Origin of the sequence: Variovorax sp. OK605 (assembly GCF_900115445.1) — a bacterium.
Classification (GTDB): Bacteria; Pseudomonadota; Gammaproteobacteria; order Burkholderiales; family Burkholderiaceae_C; genus Variovorax.
This window is the reverse complement of record NZ_FOWL01000029.1, coordinates 46766-71262: the sequence shown is the minus strand read 5'-3', so window position 1 is coordinate 71262 and position 24497 is coordinate 46766. Positions and strand designations below refer to the sequence as shown.

The following is a 24497-nucleotide window of genomic DNA, read 5'->3' as shown; positions in this document are numbered from 1 at the left end:
AAGGCGATGCCGCTGTCCTCGACCATGTAGGCCAGGCGGTCGGCCGGGTACTCCGGGTCCAGCGGCACATACGCGCCCCCGGCCTTGAGGATCGCCAGGATGCCCACGACCATCTCGAGGGAGCGTTCCACCGCGATGCCGACCTTGGTCTCGGGCTTCACGCCCAGATCGATCAGTCGGTGCGCCAGGCGGTTCGCCTGTGCGTTGAGTTCGCCGTAGCTCAGGGCCTGGTCGCCGAACGCCAGGGCCGGAGCGTCGGGGCGTTCACGCACCTGCCGTTCGATCAAGCGATGGATCGGCTCGCTGGCTTCAACCGACCGCCTGCGTGCGCCCCACAACGCCAGTTGCGCGCGCTCGGCCTCGGGCACCACCTCGAGCTGGCACGCCAGCCGCCCTGGCGGCGCTGCCAGTGCCTGCACGACGGCTTCGAGCGCGGCGAGCATCAGGCTGCAGACGCGCTGCGCGTCGACGGCCTCGTGAACCTGCGCCACCAGCTCGAAGCCCTCGCCCAGGTCGTCCACCGACATGTCGAACGGGTAGTTGGTGCGCTCCCTGCGGGCCAGCATTTCCATGCCCTGCCAGTCCTGGTCCTGCTCACCCGCCTTGGGCTGCACGCTGTAGCGGTAGTTCAGCAAGGACGTGAAAAGCGGCGTTCGCTCCGACAGCCCGCTGCAACGCAGCGCGAGCGGCAAGCTGGCGTACTCGTGGTGCATCAGGTCGCTGAGCGCGGCGTGCGTCCGGCGCAGGCACTGCACCACGTCCTGCGCACCCAGCCGCACGCGCAGCGGCAGCGTGTTGATGAACATGCCCAGCGCCCGGCCGGCGTCCGCGCCGCCTTGCATGCGGCCGAACAGCACGGTGCCGAACACCACGTCGTCCTTGCCCGTGGCCTTGCCCACCACCAGCGCCCAGGCCAGGTGGAACAGCGTCGCCGCGCTCACGCCGTGGCGCTGCGCCTGGCGTCTGGCCTGGCTGGCAAGCCCGGTGTCCACCAGGCGCCGGGCCTCCTTCACACGGCTGCCGTCGCCCTGCACATCGAGCAGGTTGAAGGGTGCCGTGGGTTCCTGCACGTCGCCCAGCATCTGCCGGAAGAACGTCTCGTGCTCCGCCTGGCTCACGCCCAGCCGCGCCTGCGCCACGAAGTGCCTGAACGCCACCGGTGCCGCCAGTGCGTCCGCGCGGCCCTGCTGGATCAGCGCGATCTCCTCGACGATGCGTTCGATCGTGGTGTGGTCCACCACCAGGTGATGGTTCGGCAACTGCAGCAGCCATTTGCCGGTGGCAGCGTCAGGGGCGGCGATGGCACCGAGCATCGGCGCGCGGCGCACATCGATGCGGTAGTGCCTCGGGTCGACCGTGGCGTCGAGCTGCTGTGCGCTCGCCAGCCACTGCAGCTGGAGCACGGCATGCAGGTACACCACCTGCACCGGCTCGGGCAGCCCCTCCCACAGCACCGCCGTGCGCAGGATGTCGTGCCGTGCAATCACCTCGTTGAAGCTCGCGACGAACCGCTCCAGACGATCCCGGCTGTCGAAGCTCAGGCTGTTCAGCGTCACGTACGCATCGCCCTCGGTCTGCAGCAGGTGATGGAACAGCATGCCCTCCTGCATCGGCACCAGCGGGTAGATGTCCTGGATGTTGGCCGCGCCGCCCGGCACTCCGGCCGCGACGGTTGCGATCTGCTGCGCGTCCAGCGTCACCAGCGTGAGCATCTGCGGCGTGATCGCCTCGCAGCCACCGGCGGGGATGCCGTTGGCCGGCACCTCGACCTCGGGGCGGGCGGCGGCCTGCGACATGGCCTGCACGAACGCGGCCAGCCTGGGCTGCTGGAACAGCGTGCGCACCGGCGCCACCCAGCCCGCCGCGCGCATGCGCTCCAGCAGGCCGAGTGCGAGCAGCGAGTGGCCGCCGAGTTCGAAGAAGTCGTCGTTGCGGCCGACGCGCTGCACGCCCAGCACCTCGGCCCAGATACCGGCCAGCTTCTCTTCTGTCTCCCCCTGTGGCGCTTCGTATGCATTGCCCGCCGAGAACTCCGGCGCCGGCAGCGCCTTGCGGTCCACCTTGCCGTTGGTGTTCAGCGGCAAGGCATCGAGCACCACCAGCACGGAAGGAACCATGTAGTCCGGCAGTGATTGGCCCAAGCGTTCGCGCAGCACTGCGGTATCGACGTCTTGGCCGGACACGTAGCCCACAAGTCGCGTGCCGGATGGTCCTTCGTTGGCGACCACCACGGCCTCTCGAACTTCGGGCTGCGCCAGCAGCTGCGCCTCGATCTCTCCGAGCTCGATGCGGAAGCCCCGCACCTTCACCTGATGGTCGATGCGACCCAGGTATTCCATCTGGCCTTCGTGGTTCCACTTCACCAGGTCGCCCGTGCGATACAGACGGCCACCGTCGCAGCCGAGCGGATCCGCCACGAACCGTTCCGAGGTCAGCCCACCACGCCCCAGGTAGCCACGCGCCAAGCCCACACCGCCCAGGTACAGCTCGCCGGCCACCCCCACCGGCACCTCGTTCAGCGCCGCATCGAGCACATGGGTCTGGATCCCGCTGATCGGCCGGCCGATCGGCACCTGCGTGCGGTCGTCGTCGCGGCACGTCCAGTGCGTCACGTCGATCGCCGCTTCCGTCGGGCCGTACAGGTTGTAGAGCGCGGCGCCCGGCAGCCGCCGGAACACCGCGTTCTGCGCCTCGGCCGGCAGCGCCTCTCCGCTGCACACGATGCGCGTGAGGCTCGTGCAGGCCTCCACGCCGTCGTGCGCGAGGAACGCCTGCAGCATCGACGGCACGAAGTGCAGCGTCGTGATCCCGTGGCGCTGGATCAGCGCCGACAGCACTTCGGGGTCGCGGTGGTCGCCGGGCTTGGCCACCACCAGCCTTGCGCCATGCATCAACGGCCAGAAGAACTCCCACACCGAGACGTCGAAGCTGAACGGGGTCTTCTGCAGCACCGCATCCGAGCCGTCGAGGCGGTAGGCGTCCTGCATCCAGGCCAAGCGGTTGTACAGCGCAAGGTGGCGGTTCGCCGTGCCCTTGGGGCGCCCGGTGGAGCCCGAGGTGTAGATCACGTAGGCGAGGTGCTCGCCGTGCAGGTCGAGTTCGGGGTTGGTGTCGGGCTCTGCGGACAGGTCGAGCGTGTCGAGTGCCAGAACTTCCAACGCCTCGGTGCCCGGCACCTGCAGGTGACTTTGCGTGAGCAGCAAGGCGATGCCGCTGTCATCGACCATGTAGGCCAGGCGGTCGGCCGGATACTCCGGGTCAAGCGGCACATACGCGCCGCCGGCCTTGAGGATCGCGAGGATGCCCACCACCATCTCGACGGAACGTTCCAACGCGATGCCCACCTTGCTCTCGGGCTTCACGCCCAGAGCGATCAGGCGGTGCGCCAGGCGGTTGGCCCGTGCGTTGAGTTCGCCGTAGCTCAGCGTCTGTTCGCCGAACGCGAGCGCGGGGGCCTCGGGGCGTTCAAGCACCTGCTGCTCGATCAGCCGGTGCACCGGCTGCTCACCCGCGTGGCGCTGCCCGTTCACGCTCCACTGCCGCAGCTGCGCGCGCTCGGCCTCGCCCAGAAGCTCCACTTCGCTGACCGCCTGCTCGGGCCGGTCCGCGAAGGCCTGCAGCACCGCCTGGTAGTGCTGCGCCATGCGTTCGATGGTCGATGGCTCGAACAGCTCCGCCGCGCAGCTGAAGTTCGCATGCACCCGGCCGTCCGGTCCTTCGTCGGCGATCAGCATCAGGTCGAACTGGGCCGCCTGCTCGCCGAGGTCGTAAGGTGTCAGCGCCAGGCCCTGCAGCGCCTCCAGCCCGGCGAAACCGCCGCGCTGGTGGTTGAACATCACCTGGAACAGCGGGTTGGCGCCAAGGCTGCGCTCGGGCTGCAGCGCCTCCACCAGCTGCTCGAACGGCAGGTCCTGGTGGGTCTGCGCGCCCAGCGCCGCTTCCCTCGCCTGTGCCAGCACCTGCGCGAGGCTCGAACGGTGCTGCACGACGCCGCGCAGCACCTGCGTGTTGACGAAGAAACCCACCACGCCTTCGGTCTCCAGCCGATGGCGGTTGGCGATCGGCACGCCGATGCGGATGTCCTGCTGGCCGCTGTAGCGCGCCAGCAGCGCCTGGAAGCCCGCCAGCAGCACCATGAACAGGGTCGCGTTCTCGTCCTGCGCCCGCCTCTGCAAGGCCTGCACCAACGCCTTGGGCAGCTCGGTGCCGTGCAAGCGTGCGCGGTGGCGCGCACCCGGTGCGCGCACATGATCGACCGGCAGCTGCAGCACCGGCTGCTCGGCGCCGAGATGCGCCTTCCAGTACGCCAACTGCCGCTCGCGCTCGCCCGCCTCGAGCCAGTTGCGCTGCCAGACGGCGTAGTCCGCATACTGGACCGGCAAGGGTTCCAGCGCCGGGTCGGTGCCCTGCACCTGCGCGCGGTACTGCGCCACGAACTCGTCCACGATGATCTGCATCGACCCGCCGTCGGACACGATGTGGTGCATGACGACCACCAGCACATGCGTCTCGGCCGACAGCCGGATCAGGCCGGTTCGCAGCAGCGGGCCCTCGCCAAGGTCGAACAGGGTCTCGCTCAGGCGCCGGCTCTCCCGCTGCGCAAGGGCCTCCCGCTCAGGCAGCGAGGCCACACCGCTGAGGTCGATCAACGAGAAATCGGGTTCGGCGGCCTCGCGGATCACCTGCTCCACCAACCCGTCGGCCACGGCGCGAAAGACCGTCCGCAGCGACGCGTGGCGCCGCACCAGCGCGGCGAAGCTCGCGCGCACGGCCTCCACGTCGAGCGCGCCCACGAGCCGGAGCGCACCGCTGATGTGGTACGCCGTGCTCTGCGGGTCCAGCTGCCACAGGAACCACTGGCGCAGCTGCGCATAGGACACATGGCAGCGGTCCTGCGCGGCGTCTTCGCGCGGCAGGATGGGAAACTGGTCGAGCGTCAGGCCCTTGGAACGAATCCCCTCGTACACCACGCGGCGCTGCTCGGTCGACAACCGGGAGAAGCGCTCGGCGATGCGACGGGTTGCGGTGCTTTCCATCAAACGGTCTCCATGCTGTCGATCAGCGAATCGATTTCTGAAAGGGCCTGGTCCACGGGACTGCCCCGCAGGCCCTCGGCGATCCGGGCGGCCATGGCGGCCAGGGCCGGGTGCTGGAAGACGTCGCGGATCGTGAGTTCGCTGTGCATGGCGGCATGCAGGCGCGCCACGAGCCGCGCGGACAGCAGCGAGTGGCCGCCGAGTTCGAAGAAGTTGTCGTTGCGGCCCACACGCTGCACACCCAGCACCTCCGCCCAGATCGCGGCCAGCTTCTCTTCCGTCTCTCCCTGCGGCGCTTCGTATGCGTTGCCCGCCGAGAACTCCGGCGCCGGCAGCGCCTTGCGGTCCACCTTGCCGTTGGTGTTCAGCGGCAGGGCATCGAGCACCACCAGCACGGTCGGCACCATGTAGTCGGGCAGTGCTTCGCCGAGGCGTTCGCGCAGTGCGTTTGTGTCGATGTCGTTCCCTGACACGTAGCCCACGAGCCGCGTGCCCGTCGGGCCCTCGTTGGCGATCACCACCGCCTCTCGCACTTCTGGTTGTGCCAGCAGTTGTGCTTCGATTTCTCCGAGCTCGATGCGGAAGCCCCGTACCTTCACCTGGTGGTCGATGCGCCCCAGGTACTCCAGCTGGCCTTCGTTGTTCCACTTCACCAGGTCGCCCGTGCGGTAGAGCCGCTCACCGCCTTCGCCCGCGATGAAGCGCTCGGCCGTCAGGCCCTGCCGGTTCAGGTAACCGCGCGCCAGCCCGGCGCCCGAGACATACAGCTCGCCCGCCACGCCCAGCGGCGCGGGGTTCAGCTGGCCGTCGAGCACCTGCAGGCCCAGGTCGGGAATCGCAATGCCCACGGGGCTGCGCGACCGGCCCAGGTCCGCCGCGGTGATGCGCCGGTAGGTCACATGCACCGTGGTCTCAGTGATGCCGTACATGTTGATCAACTGTGGGCTGTCGTCGCCGTGGTGTTCGATCCAACCGCGCAGGCGCTGCGGGTCGAGCGCTTCGCCGCCGAAGATCACCGTGCGCAATGCCAAGTCACCTTCGTTGGTCTGCGGAAGGCTGGCCAGTTGGCCGAAGGCCGAGGGCGTCTGGTTGAGCACCGTGACGCGCTCGTTGCGCAGCAGCTGCAGGAAGTCCTCCGGCGAGCGGCTGACCCAGAACGGCACGACCACCAGCTTGCCGCCGGTGCACAGCGCGCCGAAGATCTCCCACACGGAGAAATCGAAGGCGTAGGAGTGGAACATCGTCCACACGTCTCCCGGACCGAAGTGGAACCACGCATCGGTGGCGTCGAGCAGGCGGCTCACGTTGCGGTGGCACAGCTGTGCGCCCTTGGGGCGCCCGGTGGAGCCCGAGGTGTAGATCACGTAGGCGAGGTTCTCGCCGTGCAGGTCGAGATCGGGGTCGGTGTCTGGCTCAGCGGACAGGTCGAGCGTGTCCAGTGCAAGTACCTGCAGCCCCTCGGTGCCCGGCACCTGCAGGTGGCTCTGCGTGAGCAGCAAGGCGATGCCGCTGTCCTCGACCATGTAGGCCAGGCGATCGACCGGGTACTCCGGGTCCAGCGGCACGTAGGCGCCTCCCGCCTTGAGGATGGCGAGGATGCCCACCACCATCTCGAGGGAGCGTTCCACCGCGATGCCCACCTTGGTCTCGGGCTTCACGCCCAGAGCGATCAGGCGATGCGCCAGGCGGTTCGCCTGTGCGTTGAGTTCGCCGTAGCTCAGGGCCTGGTCGCCGAGCGCCAGGGCCGGAGCCTCGGGGCGTTCACGCACCTGCCGTTCGATCAGCCGATGGATCGGCTCGCTGGCCTCGGCCGACCGCCTGCGCGCGCCCCACGACGCCAGTTGCGCGCGCTCGGCCTCGCCGAGCAACGCCACGTCGCCCACCGTCTGCCCGGGATGGTCGGCCAGCGCATTCAGCACTGCCAGGTAATGACCCGCCATGCGCGCCATGGTCTGCGGTTCGAACAGCTCCGACGCGTAGCGCAGGTTGGCGTGCACGCGGCCATCGGCGTCTTCGGTGGTTTCCAGCGTGAGTTCGAACTGCGCCGCCTGCGCACCCAGGTCGCACTCGGTCAGCGAGAGGCCGGGCATGCCTTGCAGCGCACCGGCGTCGCCACGCTGGTGGTTGAACAGCACCTGGAACAGCGGGTTCGCACCCAGCACGCGCTCGGGCTGCAGTGCTTCCACCAATTGCTCGAAAGGCAGGTCCTGATGGGCTTGCGCGCCCAGGGCGGCATCTTTCGCGCGGGCCAGCACCTGCGACAGGCTTTCGCGCGCATCGAGCACGCTGCGCAGCACCTGCGTGTTGACTAAGAAGCCGATCACGCCTTCGGTCTCGGCCCGGTGCCGGTTGGCAATGGGCACACCCACGCGCACGTCCGGCTCGCCGGTGTAGCGGTTCAGCAGCACCTGGAAGCCTGCAAGCAGGCCCATGAACAGCGTTGCGCCCTGGGCCTGCAAGCGCTTGTGCAGCTTGCGAACCAGATCGCTCGGCAGCTCGAAGCCGTGCCGCACCGCGCTGTAGCGGCCGTCCGCGTTGCGTGCACGGTCGGTGGGAAGTTGCAGCGCGGGCTGACCGGTGCCGAGGTGCTGCGTCCAGTACGCGAGCTGGCGCTCGCGCTCGCCGGCCTCCAGCCAGTCGCGCTGCCATGCGGCGTAGTCGGCGTACTGGATCGGCAGTGGCGGCAACGAAGCCGCCGTGCCCTGCACGCGCGCGCTGTACTGCGCCACGAATTCATCGACCACGATCTGCATCGACCAGCCGTCGGACACGATGTGGTGCATCACCACGACGAGCATGTGCTCTTCATCTGCAAGGCGGATCAGGCCGGCGCGCAGCAGCGGGCCTTCCCCCAGGTCGAAGGGCGTGTGGCTCAGGCGCAGGGCCTCTTCGCTGCTGCGCGCTTCGCGTTGCCGCGCATCGGGCAGCGCTGAAAAATCGACCAACGCGATGTCGAGTGGCGCGGCGCCGCGAACCCGTTGCGCGGCCAGGCCCTGTGCATCGGTACGGAACACGGTGCGCAGCGACTCGTGGCGCTGCACCAGCGCGTCGAAGCTGGCGCGCACGGCCTGCGTGTCGAGCTTGCCCACCAGCTTCAGCGCACCGCTGATGTGGTACGCCGTGCTCTGCGGGTCGAGCTGCCACAGGAACCACTGGCGCATCTGCGCGTGGGACAGCGCCAGCGTGCCGGCACGCTGCGCCGGCGTCAGCGGCGGGATCGCCGGTGCGTCCGAAGCCGCGCCGCCCTGCACGGCGCGCGCGATGCGCGACAGGCTCTGGTGCTCGAACACCTGGCGGGGGCTCAGCGGCACGCCGGCCCTGGCCGCGCGCGCGGTCACCTTGAGGCTCAGGATGGAATCGCCGCCGAGCTCGAAGAAATTGTCATGGCGGCCGACCTGGGCCACGCCCAGCACGTCGCGCCAGATCGCTGCGAGGGCCTGTTCGACTTCACCTTCGGGCGCTTCATACGCCTTGCCGCTGGTGAACTCCGGAGCTGGCAGCGCCTTGCGGTCGACCTTGCCGTTGGCGTTCAGCGGCAATGCATCGAGCGCCATCAGCACGCTGGGGACCATGTAGTCGGGCAATGCTTCGCCGAGGCGCTCGCGCAGCACCGCGGTGTCGATGCCCTGGCCGGACACGTAGCCCACGAGCCGAGCGCCTGCGGGGCCTTCGTTCGCGACGACGACGGCTTCGCGCACTTCGGGTTGCGCCTGCAACTGCGCCTCGATCTCGCCCAGCTCGATGCGGAAGCCGCGCACCTTCACTTGGTGGTCAATGCGGCCCAGGTACTCGAGCTGGCCTTGGTTGCTCCAGCGCACGAGGTCGCCTGTGCGGTACAGGCGCTGGCCGTCGTTCGTTGCGATGAAGCGCTCGGCGGTCAGGCCAGCGCGCTTCAGATAACCACGAGCGAGGTTGATGCCGCCCAGGTACAGCTCGCCCGCCACACCGACCGGTACTTCGTTCAGGCTCTCGTCCAGCACATAGGCCTGGGTGTCGCTGATCGGCCGGCCGATCGGCACCTGCGTGCTGCCGTCATCCCGGCACGTCCACTGGGTGACGTGGATGGTGGTTTCGGTCGGGCCGTACAGGTTCTGCAGCGTGGCACCGCTCAAGCGTTGAAGCGCTTCCTTCTGCGTGGCAGCAGGCATCGCTTCGCCGCCGCAGATGATGTGCTTGAGCTTGGTCGTCGCCTCGATGCCCTCATACGCCAGGAAGGCCTGCAGCATCGAGGGCACGAAGTTCAGTGTCGTGATCTGGTGCTTCTGGATCAGTTCGACCAGACGCACCGGGTCGCGGTGATCGCCGGGGTTGGCAATGACCAGCCGGGCGCCGGAAGTCAATGGCCAGAACATCTCCCATACCGACACGTCGAAGCCGAACGGGGCCTTGTGCAAGACCGTATCGGCACCTGCAAGTGTGTAGAAATCCTGCATCCAGGCCATGCAGCTGAAGAGCGCCGCATGGCGGATCGCAGCGCCCTTGGGGCGGCCGGTGGAGCCGGAGGTGTAGATGACGTAGGCGAGGTGTTCGCCGTGCAGGGGGACCTGCGGATCGGACTCAAGCTCTGAAGAAGTATCGAGTGTGTCGAGCTCCAGCACCTGAAGCGAATCGGCGCCAGGGATCAGCGACCGCAGATGGCTTTGCGTGAGCAGCAGCGAGATGCCGCTGTCCTCGACCATGTACGAGAGGCGGTCTGCGGGGTATTCGGGATCGAGCGGCACGTAGGCACCGCCCGCCTTCAGCACCGCGAGGATGCCCACCATCATTTCGGTGGAGCGCTCCACGCAGATGCCGACCAGCGTGTCCTGCCGGACGCCCAAGGCGATCAGGCGATGCGCCAGCTTGTTCGCACGCGCATTGAGGTCCGAGTAGCTCAGCGCTTCGCCACCGAAGACCAGCGCGGGCGCCAGGGGCTTCGACTTCGCATGCGCCTCGATCTGCCGATGCACAGGCTGAGAGCCTTCGTGCCGGCGCGTGTTCTCTGTCCACGCCACCAGGTTCGCGCGTTCAGCAGCACCCACCAGCGCCACATCGCCCACCGCCAGCTCAGGCTGCCCAGCCAGCGCCTCCAGCACCGCCACATAGTGCCCCGCCATCCGCTCGACCGTCTCACGGTCGAACAGCTCGTCCGCATACAGGAAGGTCGCCTCGACCCGCCCGTCCTCGAACTCCAGCGTCTGCAGCGTCAGCTCGAACTGCGCGTCTTCTTCCTCGAAGTCCAGCCGCTCGACCGACACGCCCGGCCATTCGGCCAGCGAGCGATGGTCGCGCCGCACGTGGTTGAACATCACCTGGAACAGCGGGTTCGCGCTCAGGCTGCGCTCGGGCCGCAGTGCGCCGACCAGTTGCTCGAACGGCAGGTCCTGGTGGGTCTGCGCGCCGATGGCGGTGTCGCGGGTCTGCACCAGCAGTTGCGCCAGCGTGGTCCGCGCGCCGATCTGCGAGCGCAGCACCTGCGTGTTGACGAAGAAGCCCACCACGCCCGCCGTGTCCGCGCGATTGCGGTTGGCAATGGGCACGCCCACGCGCGCATCGCTCTGGCCGGTGTGGCGGAACAGCAAGGCATTGAAGCCCGCGAGCAGCGCCATGAACAGCGTCGCGCCCTGCCCCTGGGCCTGCTGGCGCAGCCGGGCGAGCGTGCCGGCGGGCAAGGCGACGGTGACGCGCGCCGACCCGTAGCGGCCGTCGGCGTTGCGCGGGCGGTCGGTGTGCAGCGAGATCACCGGTTGCCCGGTGCCCAGGTGCTCGCGCCACCAGGCGAGCTGGCGTTCGCCCTCGCCGCCGTCGAGCCACTGGTTCTGCCACACGGTGTAGTCGGCGTACTGCACAGGCAATGCGGGCAGCGCCGCGGCCTGGCCGCTCACGCGCGCGGCGTACAGCGCAGCCAGTTCGTCGAGCGTGAGCTGCACCGACCAGCCGTCCGACACGATGTGGTGCATCACCACCAGCAACCGGTGCGCCTGCGCCTCGGTCTTCAGCAGCACCGCGCGCATCAACGGGCCGCGCGTGAGGTCGAAGGGCTCGGTGCGAATGCGCTGCACCTCGCGCTCGACCGCCGCTTCGCGCGCCGCCGTGTCGAGCATGCACAGGTCCACGCAAGGCAACTCGATCTCCACGGCCTCCTGGATGACCTGCTCGGCCTCGCCGTCGCCCGCCTCGCGGAACACGGTGCGCAGCGACTCGTGGCGGTCGACCAGCGCCTGCATGCCCGCGCGCAGGGCATCGGTGTCGAGCGGGCCGGCGAGCACCAGGCCGCCGCTCAGGTGATACGCCGTGCGGGCCGGGTCCAGCTTCCACAGGAACCACTGCCGGCGCTGCGCATGGGACAGCGGCGCGCGGTCGCGGTGCGGGCGCGGAGGAATGGCGCTCGTGCCGGCCTGCTGCATGCCGGTGCTCGCGCCGCGCAACCGCTCCTTCAGCTTGGCACGCTGGTCCGCGCTCAGGTTGGCGCGGCGCTCGGAGATGTCGTGGATTTCGGGCATGAGGGGTTCTTCAGACGGTGGCGGACACAGCGGGTGCAGGGAACGCCGCGGCAGCGGCCTCGTCGGCGTTCTCGATCTCTTCGATCAGCCGGGTCTCGACCAGCAAGGCCAGCTCGGCGATGGTGGGCGCCTTGAAGAAGGCGGCCGGGTGCAGCTCGATGTCGTAGGCCTTGCGCGCGCGCGCCAGGATCTGGATGGCCAGCAGCGAGTCGCCGCCGAGCTCGAACAGGTTGTCGTTCACGCCGATGGCGGCGATGCCCAGCATGTCCTGCCACAGCGCGGCGAGGCCGGTCTCGAGATCGCCGTCGGGCGCGACGAAGGGCGTGTCGAGCGCGGGGCGCGGGTGGTTGCGGCGCGTGCCGCGCGCGGCATGGGCCAGCGGGCCGTTCTCGATCAGTTCGAGCATGCCGCTGTCGAGCTTGCCCAGGCGCTGCGCGAGGTCGATGGTCGAGATCACGACCTGCGCATGGGCCGGGCCGTTGACGATGCGCTCCAGCGCCAGCGCGCCTTCGGGGCCGTTCATGCCCACGCCCTCGGGCAGCACCATGCCGGCGGCCATGCCCAGGTCGCGCCAGGCGTCCCAGTTGACCGAGATCACGAGGTGGCCGGCGTCACGCTGCGCCTGCGCGGCCAGCGCGTCGAGGTAGGCGTTGGCGGCGGCGTAGTCGCTCATGCCCAGGCCGCCGGCCATGCTGGAGATCGACGAACACAAGAGCACGAAATCGAGTGGTTCGCCGCGCACCGCCTGCAGCAAGGCTTGCGTGCCACGCAGCTTGGGCGCGAACACGGCGTCGACCATGGCGCGCGTGCGTTGGCCGATCATGCCGCTCGCGGCATGGCCCGCCGCATGGATCACGCCGTGGATGGCGCCGAAGCGTTGCCGGGCCTGCGCGGCCACCGCCCGCATCTGCGCGGCATCGGTGACGTCGGCCGACAGCGCGAGCACTTCGCCGCCCAGCGCTTCGAGCTCGAGCAGCTGCAGCAACTTCTGGCGCAAGGCCGCTGGCTGGTCGGCCGACGCCGCCAGCGATTCCCACGCGGCGCGCTCGGGCAGCGGCGAGCGGCCGAGCAGCACCAGCCTGGCCTGCCAAGACTTGGCGAGATGCCGCGCCACCGAAAGCCCGACGCCGCCCAGGCCGCCGGTGATCAGATAGACACCCTGCGTGCGAAAGCGTTGCCGCGGGCCGGCCCCTTGCGCCGGCAGCGCCAGCGGCTCGTAGACCTTGGTCCAGCGATGCGGCCCGCGGAAGGCCACCAGCGGCTCGTCGCGCGAGGCGGGTGAATCTGCCGCGAACTGTGCCGCAAGCTGCGCCACCAGCCATGCCTCGGCCTGGCTGGCAGCCGCGGGCAGCACCACGTCGACCACGCGGCAATCGATGTGCGGGTACTCCTGCCCGATCACCTTCGCGAGGCTGAACAGCGTAGCTTTCTCAGGGCACAGCGGCTCCGTGCCCGAGACGTCTTCCATCTGGTTGGCGACGACCTGCAGCGACAGCTTGCGCTCGCGGCCGGCCGCGGTGCTGTCCAGCGCCTGCGCCAGGGCCAGCAGGCTGAAGTAGCCGCGCTCCAGCAGGTCGCTCGACGAGGACGGCGCCGCGGCCTCGGTGTCGACACCCCACAGGTGGTGGACCCTGACCACCGGGCCGATTGCGGCGTGCACCTTGCGCAGCAATTGCTCGTGGTCGGCGCGCTCGCCGGGCCGCACGGCGTAGTGGCGCGGGCTGATCTCCACGAAGCCCGGGCCCTGCTCCACCCACACCACGGGATGCGCGTCCGCGCCTTCGTGCAACCCATGAAGTTCGTGCAGGTGGCGGATCAGCCGGTCGGCAAGGCCGCCGGTTTCACCGAACACCAGCGTGCAGGTGCCGGCCGGTGCCGGGCCCTGTGCCGCGCGCAGCGGCTCGGTGCGCTTCCAGGCCGGCACGTAGAACGCACCGGCCGCAGGGCCCGAAAGGCTCGACGATGCACCGGCTGCGAAGCTGCCCGCCTCCACCCAGTACGACTGGCGCTGGAACGGGTAGCTCGGCAGCGGCACCTGGCGGCGCGGCTGGCCCGCGCGGCAGGCGGCCCAGTCGATCTCGACACCGGCGCACCACAGCGCGCCGGTCACGCTGGCCAGCTGCCGCTCGTTGCGGGCCTGTTGCTGCGGATGCGCCTGGCTCGCCCAGATGCCCGCGGCCGAAGCGGCCTGCGGATGCTGCCGCGCCAGGCCGGCCAGCGTTTCGCCGGGGCCCACTTCGAGCACCACGCGCCCTTGCACGCGCAGCAACGCGGCCAGCCCGTCGGCAAAGCGCACCGTGCCGCGCAGGTGACGGCCCCAGTAGGCCGGATCGGTCGCCTGCCCGGCCGTGACCGTCTGGCCCGTGACGTTGGAGATGAAGGGAATGCGCGGCGCATGGCGCGGCACCGCGGCGATCACCTTCTGCAGCTCGCCCACGATCGATTCGGTCATGGCCGAATGCGACGCAATGGCCACATGCAGCCGGCGCGGCAGCAGGCCGCCGGCGAGCATCTGCTGCTCGGCCGCCTCGATGGCCTGCAGCGGGCCCGACAGCACGCAGAGCTGCTCGCCATTGACGGCGGCGATGTCGCAGCCTGCGCCGAGGAACGGCGCGAGCTCGGCTTCGGCCAGCGCGATGGCGGTCATGGCACCCGCGGGCATCGACTGCATGAGGCGCCCGCGCGCGGTGACGATGCGCAGCGCGTCTTCCAGGCTGAATACGCCGGCCAGGCAGGCCGCCACGTATTCGCCGAGGCTGTGGCCCAGCATCACGGCCGGCTGCACGCCGCGCGCCATCCATGCGCGGGCCATGGCGTACTCGACGATGAACAGCACCGGCTGCGTGTACTCGATGCATGCGAGCTTCCGGTCGGCCTCGGCCTCCATGCCCGCCGCCGGGTACAGCAGCTCGCGCAGGTCCATGCCCATGGCGCCCTCGAGCAAGGCGCAGCAGCGGTCGACCTCGCCGCGGAACACCGGGTCGTCGCGGTACAGCGCGGCGCCCATGTTCGCGTGCTGCGTGCCGCCGCCGGGGAACAGGAAAGCCACCTCGGGCGCGCCGGCCGGCGCGCGCATCACCTGCTCGAAACCGCCCTCGGGCGAGAGCAGCGCCTGCGCGGCCATGGCATGGCCGTTGGCGACGATGGCCGCGCGCAGCGGCATCGCGCGGCGGCCGCTTTGCAGCGTGTGCGCGATGTCGGCGACCGGCTGATCGGGCGACGCTTCGAAATGACGGCCCAGTTGCTGTCCGGCCTGTTGCAGCGCGGCGGCGCTCTGTGCCGACAGCGGCAGCACCTGCCAGTCGGGTGCGTGGGCCGCGGCCTTTTCGGCCGGCGCCTCTTCGAGCACCACATGCACGTTGGTGCCGCCGATGCCGAACGAGCTCACGCCGGCGCGGCGCGGCGTGGCGCCCGCGGGCCAGGGCCTGGTCGCGGCGTTGACGTAGAACGGGCTGGCCGCGAAGTCGATCTGCGGATTCGGACGCTCGAAGTGCAGGCTGGCCGGCAGCGTCCGGTGCTTCAGCGCCATCACGGTCTTGATGAGGCCGGTGACACCGGCCGCCGCGTCGAGGTGGCCGATGTTGGTCTTCACGGAGCCGACGGCGCAGTAGCCGGTGCGTCCGGAGCCGGCCTGGAAGGCCTGCGTGAGCGCGGCCATCTCGATCGGGTCGCCGAGCACCGTGCCCGTGCCGTGCGCCTCGATGTAGCCCACCGATTCGGCGTCCACGCCCGCGATGAGCTGCGCCGCGCGAATCACTTCGGCCTGGCCGTTCACGCTGGGCGCGGTGAAGCCGACCTTGTCGGCGCCGTCGTTGTTGGCGGCCGTGCCCTTGATGACGGCGTGGATGGTGTCGCCGTCGCGCAGCGCGTCGTCCAGCCGCTTGAGCACCACGAGGCCGGCGCCGCTGCCGATGACCGTGCCCGCGGCCTTCTCGTCGAAGGCGCGGCAGTGGCCGTCGGGCGAGAGGATGGCGCCCTCCTGGTAGAGGTAGCCACCGTCCTGCAGCAGGTTGAGCCACACGCCGCCGGCCAGCGCCATGTCGCAGTCGTAGCCGAGCAGAGCCTGGCAAGCCGTGTGCACCGCGGCCAGCGAGGTGGAGCAGGCGGTCTGAACCGTCACGGCGGGACCGCGCAGGTCGAGCTTGTAGGCCACGCGGGTGCACAGCGAGCCGCCGGAGTTGCCGCTCATGAGGCCCAGCAGCTCGGCAATGCCGCGCCCGTCGCCCAGGCCGAAGGCGGGCAGCAGGTGCCGCATGAGGTACAGGTTGGGGCCTTCGCCCGCGTAGACGCCGACCTTGCCCGGCCAGTTCTGCGCGTCGCAGCCGGCGTGCTCGAGCGCGGCCCATGCGCACTCCAGGAAGATGCGCTGCTGCGGGTCGAGGTGCTCGGCCTCGCGCGGCGAGTAACCGAAGAAGCCGGCGTCGAACTGGTCGAAGCCCTTGAACTGGGTGCCGGCCTTCACGTAGGCCGGGTCGTCGAGCAGTTCCTGCGCAACGCCTTGGGCGCGCAGTTGCTCGTCGGTGAATGCGGCCACGGACTCCACGCCGTCGCGGATATTGCGCCAGAGCGCATCGACGTCGGCGGCGCCGGGGAAGCGGCCCGCCATGCCGACGATGGCGATCTCGATGCCGGTCGCGCCGGATTGTTCAGGCTGGCCGGACGGTTCGTTGAGGGTGTGCATCAGTTGACTCTTTCCGCGGCTTTGCGGCGTTGAAGCAAGGCGGCGCGCTGGCGCAGCGCGCGGTCGTCGCCGGCCGTGGGCAACGAAGCGGGCGCGGCGGCGCCGCGCGCCATCCACTGGGCCAGCGAGCCGACCGTGGGGTACTTGAAGAGATGAACCAGCGGGATCGCGGTGCGCAGCCTGTCTTCGAGCAGGCGGTGCACGCGCACCAGCAGCAGCGAGTGGCCGCCGAGGTCGAAGAAGTTGTCATGGACGCCGACCTTGTCCAGCTGCAGCACCTCGGCCCAGATGGCGGCGAGGGTTTCGGCGATCGGGCCCTGGGGCGCTTCGTAGGGTTTGTCGCTGGTGAACTCGGGGGCCGGCAGCGCCTTGCGGTCGACCTTGCCGTTGGCGTTCAGCGGCAATGCATCGAGCGCCATCAGCACGCTGGGGACCATGTAGTCGGGCAATGCTTCGCCGAGGCGCTCGCGCAGCACCGCGGTGTCGATGCCCTGGCCGGACACGTAGCCCACGAGCCGAGCGCCTGCGGGGCCTTCGTTCGCGACGACGACGGCTTCGCGCACTTCGGGTTGCGCCTGCAACTGCGCCTCGATCTCGCCCAGCTCGATGCGGAAGCCGCGCACCTTCACTTGGTGGTCAATGCGGCCCAGGTACTCGAGCTGGCCTTGGTTGCTCCAGCGCACGAGGTCGCCTGTGCGGTACAGGCGCTGGCCGTCGTTCGTTGCAATGAAGCGCTCTGCCGTAAGGCCAGCGCGCTTCAAATAGCCGCGTGCGAGGTTGATGCCGCCCAGGTACAACTCTCCGGCAACGCCGACAGGGACTTCGTTCAGGCTCTCGTCCAGCACATAGGCCTGGGTGTCGCTGATCGGCCTTCCGATCGGCACCTGCGTGCTGCCGTCATCCCGGCACGTCCATTGGGTGACGTGGATGGTCGTCTCGGTCGGGCCGTACAGGTTCTGCAGCGTGGCGCCGCTCAGGCGTTGCAACGCTTCCTTCTGCGTGGCCGCAGGCATCGCCTCGCCGCCGCAGATGATGTGCTTGAGCTTGGTCGTCGCCTCGATGCCCTCATACGCCAGGAAGGCCTGCAGCATCGAGGGCACGAAGTTCAGCGTCGTGATCTGGTGCTTCTGGATCAGTTCGACCAGACGGACCGGGTCGCGGTGATCGCCGGGGTTGGCAATGACCAGCCGGGCGCCCGAGGTCAACGGCCAGAACATTTCCCATACCGACACGTCGAAGCCGAACGGGGCCTTGTGCAGGACCGTATCGGCACCTGCGAGCGTGTAGAAATCCTGCATCCAGGCCATGCAGCTGAAGAGCGCCGCATGACGGATGGCTGCGCCCTTGGGACGGCCGGTGGAGCCGGAGGTGTAGATGACGTAGGCGAGGTGCTCGCCGTGAAGAGCAATTTGCGGATCGGACTCGGACTCCGAAGAGGTATCGACCGTGTCGAGCTCCAGCACCTGAAGCGAATCGGCGCCAGGGATCAGCGACCGCAGATGGCTTTGCGTGAGCAGCAACGAGATGCCGCTGTCCTCGACCATGTACGAGAGACGGTCTGCGGGGTATTCGGGATCGAGCGGCACGTAGGCACCGCCCGCCTTCAGCACCGCGAGGATGCCCACCATCATCTCGGTGGAGCGTTCCACACAGATGCCGACCAGCGTGTCCTGCCTGACGCCCAAGGCCGTCAAGCGATGCGCCAGCTTGTTCGCACGCGCGTTGAGTTCCGAGTAGCTCAGCGCCTCGTCACCGAAGACCAGCGCGGGCGCCAGGGGCTTCGACTTCGCATGCGCCTCGATCTGCCGATGCACGGGCTGCGAGCCTTCGTGCCGACGCGTGTTCTCTGTCCACGCCACCAGGTTCGCGCGTTCAGCAGCACCCACCAGCGCCACATCGCCCACCGCCAGTTCAGGCTGCCCAGCCAGCGCCTCCAGTACCGCCACGTAGTGCCCCGCCATCCGCTCGACCGTCTCACGGTCGAACAGCTCCGCCGCATGGACAAAGCCCAGCGTCAGCCGACCCTCGGGCGTCTCGCGCGCCTCCAGCACCAGCTCGAATTGCGCCTCCCCGTCGGGCAGCGCGTAATGCGCCACCTCGAGCCCCGGCAGTTGCGCCAGTGCCCGGTGGTCTTCGACGAGGTGGTTGAACATCACCTGGAACAACGGGCTCTGGCTCAGGCTGCGCTGCGGCTGCAGCGCCTCGACCAGCTGCTCGAACGGCAGGTCCTGGTGCGTCTGCGCGCCCAGCATCGCCTCGCGCGCCTGCGCGACGACCTGCGACAGGCGCATGCGCGCGCCGATCGGGTTGCGCAGCACCAGCGTATTGACAAAGAAGCCGACGATGCTTTCGGCCTCGACGCGGCTGCGGTTGGCCACCGGCGCGCCGACGCGGATGTCTTCGAGCCCCGTATAGCGGTGCAGCAGCGCCTGGAAGCCGGCCAGCAGCAGCATGAACAGCGTCGCGCCTTCTGAGGCGGCGGACTGGCGCAGGCCCTGCAGAAGTGCGGTGGGCACCTCGAGGCTGTGGCGTGCCGCGCTGTGGCCGATCTGCGCGGTGCGCGGACGGTCGGTCGGCAGGGCCAGCACGGGGTGCGCGCTGCCGAGCTGCGCGCGCCACCAGGCCAGTTGCCGCCCGGCCTCGCCGGCGGCCAGCCAGTCGCGCTGCCACATGGCATGGTCAACGTACTGCACGCGCGCGGCGGCGCGGCGTCGGGTGTCGCCCCGCAGCCGCGCGGCGTAACCGGCGGCGAGTTCGTCGAGCAGCACCTGCATCGAGGCGCTGTCCGAGATGATGTGGTGCATCACCAGCACGAGCAGGTGCGAGGTGTCCGACAGGCGCACCAGCGCCACGCGCAGCAGCGGGCCCTGTGTGAGGTCGAAGGGCGTCGCGTGCAGGCGCCGCGCTTCCTCGGCGGCGCGCGCCTCCCGCTCGGCCGGTGCGAGATGGCGCAGGTCGACGAGAGCCAGCAGCGGCGCCCACGACGAACTGACCAGCTGCTCGGCCGTGCCGTCCGCACCGGCCGCGCTGGCCAGGAACACCGTGCGCAGCGACTCGTGGCGCGCGGCCAGGTCTTCGAACGCGGCGTGCATGGCGGCCGCGTCGAGCGCGCCCGACAGGCGCAGCGCGCCGCTCATGTGGTACGCCGTGCTTTGCGGCGAGAGCTTCCACAGGAACCACTGCCGCTCCTGTGCATGCGAGAGCGGCAAGGGCTGCAGCCGGCGCTCGGCCGACAAGGGCTCGATGGCCGCGTCGTTCTCGCGGGCCGGGTTGGCGCTGCGGCTGCGCACGACGTCCGCGCAGACGTTCAGCTTCGGCTGCTCGAACAGGTCGCGAATTCCGAACCCGATATTCCAGCGGCGCGCGATGCGCGCGGCCACCTGCACCGCGGCGAGCGAGTTGCCGCCCGAGGTGAAGAAGTGGGCGTCGTGCGCCAGTGCGCGGCCCTCAGGCCACTTGAGCACTTCGCGCCAGATGCCGGCCACCGCCTGCGCGACATCGTCGGGCAGCGCCGCCTCGGCTGGCACCGATGCACCGCTGCCGCCGAGCGTGAAGGCGCCGTGTTCGTGGATGGCGTAGGCATCGAGGCTGCGCGCCGCTAGCCCCGCGCGGCAGGCCTGGCGCTGCAGCTTGCCGCTCGAGGTCTTGGGCAATGCGCCGGGGTTCAGCAGCACGACGGCGGCCGGCGCTTCGCCGAACACCTCGCTCACGGCGGCGCCGAGCGCTTCGACGAGCACGTGCGGCGGCACCAGTTTCTGCATGCTGCGCGACACCTCGGCCGCCACGCCGATGCCCTCGCCTTGCGGCCCGGTCACCGCGAACGCGGCGACGCGCCCCTTGCGCACGGCCTCCACTTCGGCTTCGACGGTGCGCTCGATGTCCTGCGGGTAGATGTTGTGGCCGCGCACGATGATCAGGTCCTTGATGCGGCCCGTGACGTAGAGCTGCCCGTCGTGCTGGAAGCCCAGGTCGCCGGTGCGCAGCCAGCGCTTGCCCTCGAGCTCGGCGAAGGTCTCGCGGGTCGCCTCGGGCTTGCCCCAGTAGCCCGCGCAGATGCTCGGGCCGCTGGCCCAGATCTCGCCGACGCGGCCTGCGCCGAGCGCGGCCAGCGATGCCGGGTCGGTGATGCGCACCTCGTGGCCTTCGGGCACGGCGCCGCAGCCGACCAGCAGGGTGCCATCCACACCGTCAACACCGTTAGCGCTGTCCACGCACTCGACGCCCTCGCCTCTTGCGAGCGCCACGCTCGAGAAGCTGCGCGCGACCAGCCCGCCGCCGCGCTGTCCGCCGGTGACGAACAGCGTTGCTTCGGCAAGGCCGTAGCAGGGGTACGCGGCACCGGGGTCGAAGCCCACGGGTGCGAAGCGTTCGATGAACTCGGTTTCGGTGTCGGCACGCACGGGCTCGGCGCCGGTGTAGGCCACGCGCCATGTCGAGAGATCGAGCCCCGCGAGCCGCGCGCCTTTCACGCGGTCGAGGCAGAGGCGGTAGGCGAAGTCGGGGCCGCCGCTGAGCGTGGCGCGGTGGCGCGAGATGAGCTCGAGCCAGCGCACCGGGCTTTCGAGAAAGTAGCGCGGCGAGGCCAGCACCAGAGGAATGCCGCTGTACAGCGGCTGCATGAGGCCGCCGATCAGGCCCATGTCGTGATAGAGCGGCGCCCATGACACGAACTTGTCGTCCGGCCCGATGCCCATGCCGTCGCGGATGGCGCGCTCGTTGGCCATGAGGTTGCCGTGCGTCACGATCACGCCCTTGGGCGCGGAGGTCGAGCCCGAGGTGTATTGCAGGAAAGCGGGGTCGTCCTGCGCGGGCGAGAACGGGGTCCACGCGCCGGCGAGCGCGATGTCGACCGCATCGACGGCGACCATCGTGGCCTGCGCGAACGACGCGGCGGCGCCTTCGGTCGCGGCCTGCACTGCGGACTGCATCGCCGAAGAGGTCAGCACGCAGCGGGCCTGCGAATCGCCGGCGATGCCGGTCAGGCGCGCGAGGTGCTGGGGCCGCATCGATTCGGGCGGGAACACGGGCACCGCGATCACGCCGGCATAGAAACACGCCAGCATGCTCACGGCGTAGTGGTCGTCGTTGTCCAGCATCACCAGGGCGCGGTCGCCCTTGTCGAACTGCTGCTGCAGGCAGGCCGCGAGCGCGCGCACGCGCGTCTCGAAGACGGCATAGCTGAAGGTCTTCTCGGCATGCGCGCCGTTCGCTTCGCCGGCCACGGTGAGCCAGATGTCGTCGGGCCGCGACTGCGCCAATGCGCGCAGGTGCTCCACGAAGTTCGCGGACGCGGGGTGTCCCGCGTTCAGCGCCGCTGTCGTTGTCGTTGTGCCTGCCATCTCGCTCACTCCAGATAGTTAGAAAGGGCGCCGCTGGCACCGGGCCGGCGGCGCTGGCTCATGCGGGTGTCCTGGCGCGCCACGCCAATGCCGCCGCATAGCCGCAAGGCGCAGGCAGCGCGATGGCGGTGAAGGCCGACCACCCGGGCACGGTGGACGCGATGGACAGCCCGCCGCCCGCCAGCGGATGGATGCCGACGCACAGCAGGTGCTCGGGCACGCCGACGCCCACGGCCTTGAGCAGCGCCTCCTTGCCGACCCAGCGCAGGTAGAGGGCCTGCATGCGATCGCCGGTGCCGCCCGCCTCACCGGCATCGCGCACCTCGCGCGCCTCCTGCGCGGTGAAGGCCAGCTCGAAGAGGGCCTCGGCGTCGACGTCGTCGCGGCACTGCTCGATGTCGATGCCCACCTCGCTGACCTCGCGGCCGTCGGCCAGGACGATCAGCGCGTGGCCGCCCGAATGGGACACGTTGAACAGCGGCATGTCGCCGGCCGCGTCGACGAAGGGCTTGCCGTGCACGCCGGGCGACAGCGGCACGTCGCAGGGGCCGCAACCCATGCGCCGCGCGAGCAGCCGGCGCGTTGCGGCGCGCGCGGCCGCGAAGCGCACGCGGTCGGCGCGCCTGGCGAAGCGGCATGCGCGCTCGTGTTCGACACGCGACAGCACGGACCACGCGTCGCGGTCGTCGCGCGTCAGGTCGAAATCCAGGCGATAGACCTCCATGCCCGCGGGCAAGGCGTCATGCAACTGCATGAGGTGCATGCCGTCCTCCGGCCAGGGCCAGCGCCTGGCTCACGCGCCGCGCCAGCGCATCGAGGAACGCAGCCTCGCGCTGGCGGATGAAGAAGTGGCCGCCGTCGAACCAGTCGAGCGTGAACGCGTCGCCGGCATGCGCCGACCAGGCTTGCATGCGCGGCGCGTCGATGTCGTCCTGCCGGCCCGCGAAGACATGCAGGGGCATGGGCAGCAGCGCATCCGGTGTGTCTGGCGTGTAGGCGAAGCTCTCGCAGACGCGATAGTCGGCGCCGAGCGTGTCGAGGGTGATGCGCATCAGCTCGGCGCTGGCGAACACTTCCTCGGGGGTGCCGCCCTGCTTGCGCAGGTCGGCCGTCAACGCGGCGTCGTCACGCGTGTCGGGCAGGCGATCGGGGTCGCGCTGCGACGGGGCCGAGCTGCCCGACGCGAGCAGCGCGCGTGGCAGCGGCCGGCCCAGCGCGCGCAGCCGCTGCGCGACACCGTAGGCCAGCAGCGCGCCCATGCTGTGGCCGAAGAGCATGAAGCTGCCCTGCATCGCATCGGCCTGTTCGGTGCAGATGCGCGCGACCTGCGCATCGAAGCTTTCGACGAAGCGCTCGCCCATGCGCATGCCGCGGCCCGGCAACTCGACGGGCACGATCTCGATCCAGCGCGGCAGCAGGGGCCGCCAGCGCAGGTACATGGTTGCGCTGGCACCCGCGCACGGCAGGCACAGCAGCGACACCCTCGCCGGCACGCTCATCGAAGCGCTGCGGCTTCAGCGGCGGGCGTTCCTTCCTGCGCGGCCATCCAGTCGCGCAGCGACTTCGGGCGCATGTCGGTCCAGTTCTTCTCGACATAGTCGAGCGCGGTCTTCTTGTCGCCCTTGACGCCGTCGACGGCCTTCCATCCGCCGGGCACGGCCTTCCAGTGGGGCCAGATGGAGTATTGGTCTTCGTGGTTGACCAGAACGATGAAGGTTTCGTCTTCGCGGTCGAAGCAGCTGGTAGACATGGTGCGTCCTTGTGCGGTTGATCGGGGAAGCGGGCGGGCAACCGGGCCGGCGGGCGGCCGATTGCTGCGCTTCTGATCAACATGACGGTTCAGGCGCGAATCTGTTCACCCTCGATGCGGGGTGATCAGGGGGCACACGGCGCTCAGGTGTCGTCGCCGCGCGCGGGGCGGTCCTGTGCCTGGCCCTGCGTCTTCTTCCATGCCTCGACGTCGACGGCGGGCGGCACGAGGCCCGCGAGCAGCCAGAGGCGCGCGGCCTTGTCGTAGGCCTTGCGATGGGCCGGTTCGGCAAGCAGCCATGTCACCATTTCGACACGCGCGGCTTCGCCGAAACCCTCGCGGTCGTGCTCGCGCCGCACCCAGGCCCATGCGGTGCGCCAGATGAGGTCGTCTTGCTCTTGTGTCATGCGCGTATGGTTTTTACCTTACACCGATCGCGCACGAGAAGGAAAGCGAGCACACCCCCCTTTCGGGGCTGGCTTTGGTGGACGCGCGCGCTGCCCCGTGCGTCAGTCGTTGATGAGGTGGCGCATGCCGCCGATGGCTTCGTCGGCCTCGGCGATCAGCCGGTTCACGAGGCCGAGCGCACAGCCCAGTTGCACCGCGATGTCGCGCTGCGTGAGGCCCTCGAGCCGGTAGAGCTGGAATGCGACGCGGGTTCGCGCGGGCAGCTGCGACAGCGCCTGCTCGATCAGGCCGACGACCTGGCGGTCACGCATCACGCAGTCCGGCGACGGCGGGCCGGGCACGTCGAGCGTCTCCACGTCGACGTCGAAGGTGCGGTAGGTGGCCTCGAGCGACTGGCGGCGGCAATGGTCGAGCGCGAGGTTGCGCACCACCTGGCAGCAGTAGCCCATGGGCTTGTCGATCTTGCGGCCGCCGGCGCCGTCGGCAATGCGCAGGTAGGCGTCCTGCACCACGTCGTCCGCGAGTTCGGTGGTGCGCACGATCCTGCGGGCAACATGCCAGAGCTGGGCCCGGTTGGCGACGAAAACGTCTCCCAGCGATGGCTCGAACGTAGGTGACAGCATCTTTGAACAACTCCAGATGGGGGCCAGGCGTCGAAATTCGAAACGGCGCGCGCGATGCGCATTGGCGTGAATGCAACCCATCCGGATCCGGTGCATGGGCCGCATATTAAATAAGAATCATTACTATCTAATGGCGGACAACCTCCCGAATTCGTGAGGTGTCCTTACCCATAAAGAC

The 24497-nt window shown here is 69.6% G+C and carries 9 protein-coding genes; all 9 read right to left on the bottom strand.

What is annotated here, in order from left to right:
• Nucleotides 1-5036: non-ribosomal peptide synthetase (locus BM013_RS38965; protein WP_143098494.1), on the bottom strand; the 5036-nt coding region annotated here is incomplete at its 3' end.
• Complete coding sequence (locus tag BM013_RS38960; RefSeq protein WP_093135828.1) at nucleotides 5036-11518, bottom strand: non-ribosomal peptide synthetase; 6483 nt, start codon at nucleotides 11516-11518, stop codon at nucleotides 5036-5038. The genes BM013_RS38960 and BM013_RS38965, both read right to left, overlap by 1 nt.
• A 10-nt stretch (nucleotides 11519-11528) precedes the next feature.
• Nucleotides 11529-16199, bottom strand: coding sequence for a type I polyketide synthase (locus BM013_RS38955; protein WP_093135826.1), 4671 nt, complete (start codon nucleotides 16197-16199; stop codon nucleotides 11529-11531).
• Nucleotides 16199-21538 carry a non-ribosomal peptide synthetase gene (locus BM013_RS38950; protein WP_093135823.1) on the bottom strand — a complete coding sequence of 1780 codons (5340 nt, stop codon included), beginning with the start codon at nucleotides 21536-21538 and terminating at the stop codon, nucleotides 16199-16201. Before BM013_RS38950 ends, BM013_RS38955 begins: the two co-directional genes overlap by 1 nt.
• A 58-nt stretch (nucleotides 21539-21596) precedes the next feature.
• Complete coding sequence (locus tag BM013_RS38945; RefSeq protein WP_093135821.1) at nucleotides 21597-22301, bottom strand: 4'-phosphopantetheinyl transferase family protein; 705 nt, start codon at nucleotides 22299-22301, stop codon at nucleotides 21597-21599.
• Nucleotides 22279-23037, bottom strand: a complete 759-nt coding sequence (locus tag BM013_RS38940; protein ID WP_177225698.1) for a thioesterase II family protein — start codon at nucleotides 23035-23037, stop codon at nucleotides 22279-22281. Before BM013_RS38940 ends, BM013_RS38945 begins: the two co-directional genes overlap by 23 nt.
• Entirely contained in the window at nucleotides 23034-23288 is a 255-nt protein-coding gene (locus BM013_RS38935) for an MbtH family protein (RefSeq protein ID WP_093135819.1), read from the bottom strand. Before BM013_RS38935 ends, BM013_RS38940 begins: the two co-directional genes overlap by 4 nt.
• Before the next feature lie 143 nt (nucleotides 23289-23431).
• The gene (locus BM013_RS38930) at nucleotides 23432-23695 is read right to left on the bottom strand and encodes a DUF4880 domain-containing protein (protein ID WP_093135816.1); all 264 of its coding nucleotides are present in this window, start codon (nucleotides 23693-23695) and stop codon (nucleotides 23432-23434) included.
• A gap of 102 nt (nucleotides 23696-23797) precedes the next feature.
• Nucleotides 23798-24319: a sigma-70 family RNA polymerase sigma factor gene (locus tag BM013_RS38925; protein ID WP_093135813.1), complete on the bottom strand. Its 522-nt coding sequence runs from the start codon at nucleotides 24317-24319 to the stop codon at nucleotides 23798-23800.
• Nucleotides 24320-24497: the final 178 nt, after the last annotated feature.